This window comes from Variovorax sp. GW821-FHT09B05, assembly GCF_059418265.1.
In genome coordinates, this window is sequence record NZ_JBWKPN010000004.1 from 485,236 (window position 1) to 496,885 (window position 11,650).

The window sequence follows — 11,650 nt, forward strand, 5'->3', positions numbered from 1 at the left end:
TTTCGATTGTGGCGCTCGCCGTGGGCGTCGATCCTCGGGCATCGTGCTTTCTGGAAGGATGCAAGCCATGTTGGAGACCGGGATCGATCGCGGCCGGCGCCGCGCGCTGCTGTCGGCGGCCGCGCTGGCGGCCGGGCCTTGGCGCAGCGCGCGCGCCGCTGTCTACCCCGAGCGGCCGCTGCGCTTCGTGGTGCCCGGCGGCGCGGGTGGCGCGCCCGACCTGCTGTGCCGCGTGATGGGCGCGGCGCTGGCCAAGGGGCTCGGGCAGGCGGTGGTGATCGAGAACCGGCCGGGCGCGGGCGGCATCGTCGGCATCTCCGAGGTGGCGCGCGCGGCGCCCGATGGCTACACGATCGGCTATGCCAACGTGGGCACGCTCGCGATCAACAAGTCGCTCTACGCGAGGCTGCCCTATGACCCCGATCGGCAACTCGCGCCGGTCGCGATGACCGGCTTCGTGCAGAACGCGCTGGTGGTGCGCAACGAGCTGCCGGTGAAGACCGTGGCGGAACTGGTGGCCCACCTGCGCGCGCATCCCGGCAAGCTGACCCTGGCCTCGGCCGGCAACGGCACCACCAGCCACCTGGGCGGCGAACTGTTCAAGAGCATGACGGGCACCTTCATGCTCCATGTGCCCTACCGTGGCAGCCTGGCGGCGATCCAGGACCTGATCGGCGGCGGGGTCGACGTGATGTTCGACAACCTGTCCTCGATCAGCCCCTTCATCGCCTCGGGCCGGGTGCGCGCGCTGGCGGTCACGGGGGCTCATCGCTCGCCGCTCTTTCCGGCGCTGCCGACGGTGCAGGAGGCCGGCGTGCCGGGATACGAGAGCGTGGCCTGGGGCGGCGTGGTGGTGCCGGCGGGCACGCCCGCCGAGGTGGTGGCGCGGCTCAATGCCGAGTTCAACGCGATGATGAACGACGCCGAGGTGCGCGAGCGGCTCGCGCGGCTGTCGCTCGAGACCGCGAGCGGGCCGCCCGAGCGGCTGTTCGAGCTGGCGCGGCGCGAGACGCCGGTGTGGGCCGCGGTGATCCGGCGCGCGAACGCCCGCGTCGACTGATGCCGCCGCTCGACCTGGTCATCGAGGGCGGCGACGTCATCGATGGCAGCGCGGCGCCGCGCGTGCGGCAGGACGTGGGCGTGCGCGATGGCGTGATCGAGCGCCTGGGCGATCTGCGCGCCGTGCCCGCGCACCGGCGCATCGATGCCCGCGGCCGCATCGTCGCGCCCGGCTTCATCGATGCGCATGCGCACGACGACCGGCTGCTGCTCGAGCCGCCCGCCGACCGCCATCCGAAGCTGATGCAGGGCGTGACCACCGTGGTGGCCGGCAACTGCGGCTGGAGCCTGGCGCCGCTGCGCATTCCCTTCGAGCGGGTGCCGCCGCCGCTGCGCGAATTCATCGGGCGCGACGATCGCCGCTTCGCGCGCTTCGGCGACTACCTCGATGCGGTGCGCGGGATCGGTCCCGCGACCAATGCCGCCTTCCTGGTCGGCCACACCACGCTGCGCGCGCAGCATGTGCGGGACCTGGATCGCGCCGCCACGCCCGCCGAGGCCGCGGCCATGGCACGCGAGGTCGAGGAGGCTCTGGACGCGGGCGCGATCGGCCTGTCGACCGGTGTCTTCTATGCCCCGGCGCGCGCCGCCACGGCGCACGAGATGACGGCGGTGGGCGCGCCGCTGCGCGCGCACGGCGGCCTGATCGCGATGCACATCCGCGACGAGTCCGATGCGATCGACGAAGCGCTGCACGAGGCGCTCGGCGTGGGCCGCGCGCTCGGCGTGCCGCTCGTGATCTCGCACCACAAGCTCACGGGCCTGTCGAACCACGGGCGTTCCGTGTCCACGCTGCGCCTGCTCGCGCGGGCCGCAAAGGGGCAACCGGTGTGCATCGACTGCTATCCCTATGCCGCCTCCTCGACTCTGCTGATTCCGGCGCGCGTGAGCCAGTCGGCGCGCGTGCGCATCACCTGGTCCGAACCGATGCCGCAGCACACCGGGCGCGAGCTCGCAGACATCGCCGCCGAGATGGGCCTGGGCCTCGAGCAGGCCGCGCAGCGCCTCTGCCCGGCCGGCGCGGTCTACTTCTCGATGGACGAGGCCGACGTGCAGCGCATCCTCGCGGCGCCCGGCACCATGGTCGGATCGGACGGCCTGCCGAACGACGTGCAGCCGCACCCGCGGTTGTGGGGCGCCTTTCCGCGCGTGCTGGGCCACTATGCACGCGACCTGAAGCTGTTCGCGCTCGAGACCGCGGTGCACAAGATGACCGGCCTGCCGGCCGCGCGCTTCGGCCTCGCGGGCCGCGGCCGCATCGCGGCGGGCTGCGCGGCCGACCTCGTGGTCTTCGATGCCGCGCGCATCGCCGACCGCGCGAGCTACGACGATCCGCTGGCCGCGCCCGCCGGCATCGATGCCGTGCTGGTCAACGGCCGCGTGGCCGTCGCGCACGGCGTGCTGAAGGACGCGCACGCGGGCACGGTGCTGCGCCGCGGCTGAAACGCGGGGCCGCGGCCCCGCGCTCCGGCCGCGTGCCACCTCAGTGGTGGTGGTCATGCCCATAGCCGCTGGCGACCTCGCCGCATTCGTGCGGCGTGGTCCGGCACAGGCGCTGGTAGGCCAGCACCGTCTTGCGCCGCTCGGCCAGCGCGGCCGGGGTGCGGAACGGCGCGAGGATCTCCGCGAGCGAGTAGCTCACGCCGTTCTTCACCACGTAGCGCACGTCGGCCGCGGCCTTCAGGTCCTGCAGCGGGTTGCCGCGCACGATGGCCAGGTCGGCCAGCTTGCCCACCTCCACCGTGCCCAGGTCCTTGTCGACCAGGCTCATGCGCGCGGCATTGACCGTCACGTCCTGCAGCACCTGCAGGTTCGAGTTGGTCAGCGCGGCGGCGCGCATGTTGTTGTGCAGCGCGATGCCCGGCGGCACCAGCGGCGAGTCGGTGCCGATGGCGATCATGGCGCCGGCCGTGCGCAGCTTGCTCACCTGGTCCTCCTGCAGCCGCGCGCTGGCCACCGCCGCCTCGGTCGGCGGCTGCGGGTTGCCGCGCAGCACATCGAGGAAGTTCGGCGAGGTCAGCAGCTCGAAGCGGTCGCCGCCGGTCAGGTCCGCGCCGACGAAGGGATAGGCGAACAGGGCGGTGTGGATCAGCCGGAAGTCGCCCTTGCCGTGCAGGTCGTAGGCGTCCTGGTAGGTGGTGCCGCCGGCCGAGCGCGACCAGCCGTAGCCGAGGCGCTGCGGTGCCGAGAGGTGCGTGGTCTCGGCCAGGCCCGAGGCCGCGCCCGGCGACAGGTTGTGCGTGCCGCTCGGGATGCCGATGTCGAGCGCCGCCTGCGCGATCTTGTGCATCAGCGGGATCGGCGCGCGCATGTAGGCCTTGAGGTAGTCCACGCCGAGCGTGCGCACCTTCGCGATCTCGAGGTCGGCCGCCTCGGGCGTGCGCACGCTGCGCGCGAAGCTCCATGTGATGCGGTTGCCGTCCCACAGCGGCGGCGAGACGAACAGGCGTGGGCCCAGCAGGTTGCCGGCCTCGAGCGCCTCGCGCATCTCGATGCTCTGGTGCAGCGGCCCGCCGACCGATTGCGTCGAGGTGACGCCATAGGCCAGCATCGAGGCCGAGCCCTGGCCGTACTGGCCGCCCTGGTAGAGCGTCAGCGGATGCGAGTGGGCATCCCACAGGCCGGGCATCACCGTGAGGCCCGAGGCATCGACGTACTTGTCCGCGGCCTTGGCCACCGCCTCGTCGTGCGGCTGGATCGCGGTGATGCGGTTGCCCTTGATGACGATGTCGACGTCGTTCTGCAACTGGCCGTCCTTGCCGCTCCACAGCTGGCCCGCGCGCACCACGGTCGTGCCCTGGGACGCCGCCTGCTTCCACGTCAGGCTCGCGGGCACCTCGGTCGCGCCCGCGCCGTCGGCGCCGATGGTCTTGAGCTTGTCGGCGGCCTTGTAGAGCAGCGTGCGCGAGTCGCCGGCCCACGAGGGCAGGTCGGCGGCCTCGGTGGTGATGGCCTTGGCGGGGCCGTCGGGCGAACCATCGGCCTTCAGCGGCATCACGTGCAGCACCGAGTCCATCACGAAGGCCACCTTGCTGCCGTCGGGCGAGACCACGGCCGCGCCTTCCTCGCGGTCCGAGATCTGGCGCGGCGCGTCGCCCACCGGGTAGAAGGTGCCGCTCTTCGTGCCGAGGTCGATCACGCGCAGCTTGTTGTAGCCCTCGAAGGAACGGCTGCTGACCGAGTCGTTGTCGACCACCACGATTTTCTTGCCGTCGGGCGTCCACTGCGGCGTGCTGATCTGCGAGCCCACCGCCTCGACCACCTTCTGCGCGGTCTTCGAGGCGATGTCCCAGACCTCGAGCGTGCCCGAGCCCGTGGTGTAGGCGATGCGGTCGCCCGCGGGCGACATCTTCGGCATCACCATCGACTTGCCGGTCTGCGCGCCGAGCCGCGTGCGCGCGCGGCTCGCGATGTCGATGCGGTCGATCGCGAGCGCGCCGCCGTTGCCCTTCTCGGTCGAGAAGTAGACCGCGCTGCCGTCGGGCGTGAACTGCGGATTGCCGTCGCGGTCCTTGTCGTTGGTCAGGCGCACCGGCGTGCCGCCGATCGGCATCACCCAGATGTCGTTGAGCGCGACGAAGGCGACGCGGCGGCCATCGGGCGAGATCACCGGGCTGCTGATGCCGCGCACCGGCTGGTCGCCGAGCACGCCGAAGCCGCGCTCGCGCGACTTGGCGAACACCGGACGGCGCACCTCGAGCGTGGCGCTGAACGGCACTTCCGCGAGGCCGTCGCCGCCCGCGTTGCGGATCTTGATCTTGCCGTCGGCCGTGTAGAGAAAGCGCCCGCCGGGCAGCCAGCGCGGCGGGAAGGCGAACATGTCCTCGTTGGGCGCCACCACCTCCTTGCCGGCGACCACGATCGACTTGGTCGTGCCCTGGTAGGCCAGGCCCGAGCCGTCGGGCAGCCACACCGGCAGCACGCCGGGGCCGACGAGTTTCGGTGCCTCGGTGCTGCCCATCGGCTGCGTGAAGATGCGCCGCGCGCTGACGAACGCGAGCTGCGTGCCGTCGGGCGAGACCACCGGATTGCTCTCGGTGCCCGCGCCCTGCGTGAGCGCTGAGTACTTGCGCGAGCCGAGCTCCACCTGCCAGATCTTGTACTGGCGGTCCTGGCTGCGGTCGGAGGCGAAGACCAGCGTGCGGCCATCGGGCGTCCAGGCCGGCTCGCGGTCGTCGAACGCGCCGCTGGTGATGCGCGTGAGGTCCGCGCCATTGGGCCGCACGGTCCAGATGTGGAAGTTGCCTTCGGCGTCGTAGTTCTGGAACGCGATGCGGCTGCCGTCGGGCGACCACACCGGCGAGGTCGGCTCCATGTCCCAGCCCGTGATGCGCGTGGCCTTGCCGCCGCCGATCGGCACCACCCACAGCACGCCCTGCGCGGTGAAGGCCACGCGCTGGCCGTCGGGCGAGGGCGCGGCCGCCATGTTGGTGCCCTCGTGGAACTCGATCGCGACGTCCTTGGTGCTGCCCTGCAGCGTGCTCAGCGCCTGGATCTTCACGGGCGGTTCGTTGTTGCCGCCATCGCCACCGCCCGTACCGCCGCCGCCCGCGATCGGCAGGAAGCCGCTGCCGCCACCTCCGCCGCCGCCGCAGGCCGTGGCCAGCAGCGCGGCCACGGCGACGGCGGCCAGCGCATGGCGCCGCGGTCGTGATGAAAAGAGATGCGAAAACGATGGGCGTGACGAAGCCAACGCTGCCTGGCGCTTGTTCATGGTCTGTCTCCAATGAGGTGTTATTGCGGTCCGCGGATGCGGCCGATCTGCACATCGACGCGATCGCCAATGTCGAAACCAGTGTTGGAAATCTTCCTTACCGATTACTTACCCTGGCCCTCTGTACAGGCGTGCATCGGCCCTGGCGCGGGTCGATTTTTTTGCATGGCGCCATGAGGGTTTGGCATTCGCGAAGCTGCGTTGCCAATTCGGATCGGTGAATTGCGCGCAGCCATGCTGCCATGGCGCAATGAATTGGCGCGATGACGCGCCAATTCAAGGAGAGGGCGGCATCAAAGCGGAGCCGCCACGCCCATCCACTCGCGCAACACCTCGTCGGTGTGCTCGCCCAGGCGCGGCGCCATCGCGCCGGCGGCCAGCGGGGTGCGCGTCCATTGCACGGTCGGCGACAGGCCCCGGTACCAGCGGCCTGCGGCATCCTGGTAACGATGCACGACGCCGCGCTCGGCGTTCTCCAGCGAATCGATCAGCTCGCCGAGTTCGGGGCAGGCGGCCACGGGAATGTCCGCGTCCGTCAGCAATTGCAGCCAGGTTGCAGTGCTGCGCGTGGCGAGCCGGCTTTCCACATAGGCATACACGGCATCGATGTGCTTCGTGCGGTTCGCCATGCTGCGAAAGCGCGCATCGCGGTCCCAGAGTTCGCCGTCGCCCACGAGGCGCATGAACGACTCCCAATGGCGGTCGGTGTAGACGATGGTGCAGATCCAGCCGTTGACCGTCCGGTAGGGCCGGCGGTAGGCCGACAGCAGGCGCGGGTTGCCGGCCTGCGCGGCATCGTTGGCCGCGAAGGTGGCGGCGCCCAGGTGGTCGCTGAGCATGAAGGAGGCCATGGTCTCGTACATCGGCACCTCGATGTACTGGCCTTGCTCGGCCCGGCGCTGCTGCAGCAGCGCGGCGAGCACCGTCTGCACCACGTACAGGCCCACCGTCTTGTCCGCGATGTTGAGCGGCAGGTAGCGCGGGCGTCCGTCCGCGGCGCGGGCCACCAGGCCCGGCAGTCCGACCATGCCCTGGATCAGGTCGTCGTAGGCCGGCTTGCCCGCGTCGGGGCCGTGCTCGGCGAAGCCGGCCAGGAAGACGTAGATCAGCCGCGGGTTGTGGCGGCGCAGGGTGTCCCAGTCCAGTCCCAGTTTGGCGAGCGCCTTCTTGCGCATGTTGGTGACGAACACGTCGCTGGCCTGCGCGGCACGCGCGATCACCTCGCGCGATTCGGGCTGCTTGAGGTCCAGGCAGACGCTGCGCTTGCCGCGGTTGAGGTTCAGGTAGACCGGCCCCATGCCCGGCTCGAGGTGCGGGCCCATCTCGCGCATGATGTCGCCCTCGGGCGGCTCGAGCTTGACCACGTCGGCGCCGTACTCCGCCAGCATCTGGGTCGCGAACGGACCCATGATCACGCTGGTGAGGTCGAGGATCCGGATGCCGGACAGCGGCAGTCCGGCGTTGCGCGTCGCGGCGGTCGTCATTGGGCCTCGATGCCGGCTTTCTTGACGATGTCGTCCCACTTGCGGATCTCGCTCGCCACGTAGCGCCGCGTCGCGGCCACGTCCATGGTGCCCGGCGTGGTCGCCTGCTCGTCGAGCGTCTTGCGGAAGCCGGGCTCGCCCATCGATTGCAGCGCCAGCGCATTGAGCTTCTCGAGGATGGCCGGCGGCGTGCCCGCGGGCGCGTAGAGCCCGATCCAGATCTCGGTCTCGTAGCCGGGCACGCCCTGCTCGGCGATGGTCGGCACCTCGGCCAGCGTGGGATTGCGTTCGCGCGTCGAAACGCCGATGGCGCGCAGGCTGCCGGCCTTCACGTACTTCAGCGCGCTCAGGCCGTCGACGAAGGAGGCCTGGATCTGGCCGCCGAGCAGGTCGTTGACCGCGAGCGCCGTGCCCTTGTAGGGCACGTGGATCAGCGGCGCGCCGGTGCGGCTCGCGAGCAGCTCGCCCGACAGGTGCGTGGTGCCGCCCGTGCCCGAGGAGCCGTAGGTGACGCCCTTGTTCTTGCGCGCATAGTCCAGCAGTTCGGGCACCGTCGTCACCGGCAGCGACGGGTTCACCAGCAGCACGTTGGGCGTGCGCGCCAGCATGGCGATGGGCGCGAAGTCCTTCTCGGTGTCGTAGGGCAGGTTCTTGGTGATCGAGGGGTTCACCACGTGCGCCGTGGTGGTGATCAGCAGGGTGTAGCCGTCGGGCCTGGCGCGCGCGACCCGGGTCGCGCCGATCACGCCGCCGGCACCGGGCTTGTTGTCGACGATGGCGGTCTGCCGCAGCTTCTCCTGCACCGTCTTCGCGAATTGCCGGGCCAGGATGTCGGTCATGCCGCCGGCCGCGAAGGGCACCACCAGCGTGAGCGGTTGCGAGGGATAGTCGTCGGCATGCGCGGCGCCGAGGGCGAAGGGCAGCGCGAACAGGGCGCACAGGGCGCGGCGCAGGGGCTTGAACTTCATGGTGTCTCCTTGGATGTCTCGTGGGCTCGCCGGTGCCGTCTCAGCGGCGCTTCCGGTTCGCGAGGAAGGCTTCCATGTAGCGCTTGGGCTCGTCGCTGTCGTAGGCGCTCACGAGGCCGGCGATGCCGACGTTGATGGCTTCCTGCAGCGGCATGCGCTCCCAGTCGCGGATCAGCTTCTTCTGGATGCGCATCGCGAGCGGGCCGTTGGCCTCGATCTCGGCCTGCCAGTGCGCGAGGGCGGCATCGAGGCCGTCGTCGCCCGCGACGTCGGTGACCAGGCCCCAGTCGAGCGCCAGCGCGGCCGGGATGATGCGGCCGCTGAGCAGCAGGTCGCGCGTGCGCGTGGCGCCGATCATGCCGGGCAGCATCGCGCCGTGGATCACCGAGGGCACGCCGAGCTTGACCTCGGGCATGCCGAACCTGGCGTCGCGCGCGGCCAGCTTGATGTCGCAGACGGCGGCCACCTCCATGCCGGCGCCCAGGCAGTAGCCCGAGATCACCGACATCGTGGCGAAGGGGATGTCGCGGATGGTCTCGCACAGCCGCCACACGCTGCGGATGTAGGCATCGATGTCGCGCCTGGAGGCGTCCTTCAGGAACTTGATGTCGGCGCCGCCGAGGAAAGCGCTGTCGCCGCCGCAGATCACGAGCAGCTTCGTGGTCTCGTCGGCGGCCAGTTCCTGCAGCGTGTCGGCGTAGATGTGGGCGGCGTCCCCGGTCAGCAGGTTCAGCCGGCCGTTGTCGAAACGGACCGTGACGACGCCTTCGGCGGTGCGGGCGACATGGCATTGGGGACGGGTGTCGGAGGGATGCATGGGATGTCTCTGGTCTGTGTGAGCCGGCGCATCTTGCGCGGCGAAGTTCCATGCCACAATGGAATTTTTCTACTGCATTCAGTAGAAGATGGAATGAATATCTCCTTTCGCCAGTTGCAGGTCTTCCTCGCCGTCTACGAGGCCGGCAGCTTCACCGTGGCGGCGAACGGCCTGCACATCTCGCAGTCCGCGGCGAGCAAGATGGTCGCCGAGCTCGAGAACCAGCTCGGCATGACCCTGTTCGAGCGCACCACGCGCACCGTGGTGCCCAACGACGCGGCGCGCGAGTTCTTCGAGTTCGCCCAGGACGTGACAGCCACCATGGCGACCGCCAAGCGCAGCATCACCGAGCTGATCACGCTGGAGCGCGGCAAGGTCAGCGTGGCCGCCTCGCCGCTGATGCACTACGGCCTGCTGGCGGGGCCGATCGCGAGCTACCGCCAGCGCTATCCGGGCATCGACTTCGAGATCCACGAATGCTCGACCGACGAGACCCTGGACCGCGTGCGTTCGGGCGTGGTGGACATCGGCTTCTGCGCCACGGATTCCGAGATCAGCGGCCTCGAGGCCACCGTGGCGATCGAGGACGCGATGTATGCCATCGTCGACGACGCGCATCCGCTCGCGCGTCGGCGTTCGATCCGGGCCGCGGAGCTGCTGCCCTACAACTACATCTCGCTGCGCGACTCCTACAGCATCCGCCGCACGCTCGACCAGATCTTCGCGCGCACGCCGCTGCGCTTCGAGAACCACATCGAGGTCGGTTCGCTCACGGCGGCCCTGGGCTTCGCGCGGCAGGGCGCGGGCTTCCTGATCGTGCCGGGCTACGCCGCCGACATCGCGCAGCAGTGGGGCATGCGGCGGATCGCGATCTCCGACCTCGCGAGCTTCCGCCACCGGATCTCGCTGATCCGCCGCCGCACCACGCGGCTGTCGGTGGCCGCGCGGCATTGGCTCGCGGTGTTGCCGCAGAGCTTTCCGTTGCTGAAGTGAGCGGGCGCTCGCGCGCTTCGATGCCGACGGTGCCGAGCGTCTGTTTATAATAATAGTTCTCATTTGCATCGTAGGGCCCCGCGTCCTCTCTTGTGTAGACAGTCTCGCCATGGGTCCGCGCGCCACGCCAATGCAAGCCGTCGAAGCCTTCTATGCCGACCACCACGGCTGGCTCCAGGCCCTGCTGCGCAGGAAGCTCGGCGACATCCACCATGCGGCCGACCTGGCGCATGACACCTTCCTCACGCTGGTCGCCGCGCCCTCGAAGGCGCAGCAGCTGCGCGAGCCGCGCGCCTACCTGCGCACCGTCGCGCACGGGCTGCTGGTCGATCACTTCCGCCGCCGCGCGCTCGAGCAGGCCTATGTCGAGCAACTGGCCGCCATGCCCGAGCCGCTCGCGCCGTCGCCCGAGGACCGCCTGCTCGTGATCGAGGCGCTGCACCGCATCGACGCCATGCTCGACGCGCTGCCCGCGCGCACGCGCACCGTGTTCCTGCTGTCGCAGCTCGAGGGCCTGGGCTACGAGGAGATCGCGCAGCGGCTCGAGGTGTCGGTGCGCACCGTCAAGCGCGACATGCGCGCGGGTTTTGCCCAATGCATCGCCTCGATGCTTTGAACCCCACGCGCCCGCGCGGCGACGACCCGGTGGTGCTGCAGGCCGCGGACTGGCTCGTGAAGCTGCATGCCGGCGAGATGGACGAGGCCGGGCACCGCGCCCTGCATGCCTGGCGCGCGCAGGCGCCCGAGCACGAGCGCGCGTGGCAGGCCGCCGACGAACTGGCGCGCACCTTCGGTCGCGTGCCGGTGGGACTCGGCGTGCCCACGCTCGAGAGCGCGCGCCGCCTGCGCCGCCGCGTGCTGCTGCGCTCCACGGTGCTGCTGGCCACCGGCGCGCCGGCCGCCTGGCTGGCCTGGCGCACCTGGGGCGTCGAGCTCGCGGCCGAGTACCGCACGGCCGTCGGCGAGCGGCGCGGCTTCGTGCTGGCCGACGGCACCCGGCTGCTGCTCGACACCGGCAGCGCGGCCGACGTGGTGTTCGACGAGCGCGAGCGGCTGGTGCTGCTGCGCGAGGGCCGGATCCTGGTCGAGACCGGCCATGCCGCCGGGCTGCCCGCGCGGCCGTTCTTCGTGCAGACCACGCAGGGCCGGGTGCGCGCGCTCGGCACGCGCTTCACGGTGCGTGGCGGCGACGAGCGCACGCGCGTGGCGGTGCTCGAGCATGCGGTCGAGATCGCGCCGCGTGCAACCGACGCGACCCGCGTCGTCGTGCGCGCCGGCCAGGAGGTCGACTTCACGCGCGACGCCGCCGGCACGCCGCGCGCCATCGCGGCCGGCGCCGATGCCTGGTCGCAGGGCGCGCTGGTGGCCGACCGGCAGCGGCTCGAGGATTTCCTCGCCGAGCTCTCGCGCTACCGCCCCGGCGTGCTGCACTGCGCGCCCGAGGTCGCGAACCTGCGCATCTCGGGCGTGTTCCAGGTCGCCGACACCGACCAGGTGCTCGCCACCCTGGCGCAGACGCTGCCGGTGCAGGTCCGCACGCGCACGCGCTACTGGGTCACGGTCGGGGCGCGCGCAGCAGGTTAAGAGCGGCCGGCGCGCGCATCGCGGCGCTGCG

Annotated in this window: 9 protein-coding genes; 5 read left to right on the forward strand and 4 right to left on the reverse strand. The window is 70.9% G+C overall.

Annotated elements, in window-relative coordinates:
* Window positions 1–67 precede the first annotated feature (67 nt).
* On the forward strand, window positions 68–1,060 hold the full coding sequence (locus AC07RM_RS14000) for a Bug family tripartite tricarboxylate transporter substrate binding protein (RefSeq protein WP_495334913.1): 993 nt from the start codon (window positions 68–70) through the stop codon (window positions 1,058–1,060).
* Entirely contained in the window at window positions 1,060–2,502 is a 1,443-nt protein-coding gene (locus tag AC07RM_RS14005; RefSeq protein WP_495334914.1) for an N-acyl-D-amino-acid deacylase family protein, read from the forward strand. The genes AC07RM_RS14000 and AC07RM_RS14005 overlap by 1 nt, the downstream gene beginning before the upstream one ends.
* A 40-nt stretch (window positions 2,503–2,542) precedes the next feature.
* Here AC07RM_RS14005 and AC07RM_RS14010 read toward each other — a convergent pair whose 3' ends face one another.
* The 4 genes from AC07RM_RS14010 to AC07RM_RS14025 form a co-directional block, all read right to left on the reverse strand.
* Window positions 2,543–5,773, reverse strand: a complete 3,231-nt coding sequence (locus AC07RM_RS14010; RefSeq protein WP_495334915.1) for an amidohydrolase family protein — start codon at window positions 5,771–5,773, stop codon at window positions 2,543–2,545.
* A gap of 293 nt (window positions 5,774–6,066) precedes the next feature.
* Entirely contained in the window at window positions 6,067–7,257 is a 1,191-nt protein-coding gene (locus AC07RM_RS14015; RefSeq protein WP_495334916.1) for a CaiB/BaiF CoA transferase family protein, read from the reverse strand.
* Complete coding sequence (locus tag AC07RM_RS14020; protein ID WP_495334917.1) at window positions 7,254–8,225, reverse strand: Bug family tripartite tricarboxylate transporter substrate binding protein; 972 nt, start codon at window positions 8,223–8,225, stop codon at window positions 7,254–7,256. Before AC07RM_RS14020 ends, AC07RM_RS14015 begins: the two co-directional genes overlap by 4 nt.
* A 40-nt stretch (window positions 8,226–8,265) precedes the next feature.
* A complete protein-coding gene (locus tag AC07RM_RS14025; RefSeq protein ID WP_495334918.1) occupies window positions 8,266–9,042 on the reverse strand; it encodes an enoyl-CoA hydratase-related protein in 777 nt (258 codons plus the stop codon).
* 93 nt (window positions 9,043–9,135) lie between these two features.
* Here AC07RM_RS14025 and AC07RM_RS14030 point away from each other — a divergent pair, with 93 nt between their 5' ends.
* The 3 genes from AC07RM_RS14030 to AC07RM_RS14040 all read left to right on the forward strand — a co-directional run bounded on the left by AC07RM_RS14030 (window position 9,136) and on the right by AC07RM_RS14040 (window position 11,619).
* Window positions 9,136–10,035, forward strand: coding sequence for a LysR family transcriptional regulator (locus tag AC07RM_RS14030; RefSeq protein WP_177239412.1), 900 nt, complete (start codon window positions 9,136–9,138; stop codon window positions 10,033–10,035).
* A gap of 130 nt (window positions 10,036–10,165) precedes the next feature.
* Window positions 10,166–10,651 carry a sigma-70 family RNA polymerase sigma factor gene (locus AC07RM_RS14035; protein WP_495334919.1) on the forward strand — a complete coding sequence of 162 codons (486 nt, stop codon included), beginning with the start codon at window positions 10,166–10,168 and terminating at the stop codon, window positions 10,649–10,651.
* Window positions 10,648–11,619: a FecR domain-containing protein gene (locus AC07RM_RS14040; protein WP_495334920.1), complete on the forward strand. Its 972-nt coding sequence runs from the start codon at window positions 10,648–10,650 to the stop codon at window positions 11,617–11,619. Before AC07RM_RS14035 ends, AC07RM_RS14040 begins: the two co-directional genes overlap by 4 nt.
* The last annotated feature ends 31 nt before the right edge of the window (window positions 11,620–11,650 follow it).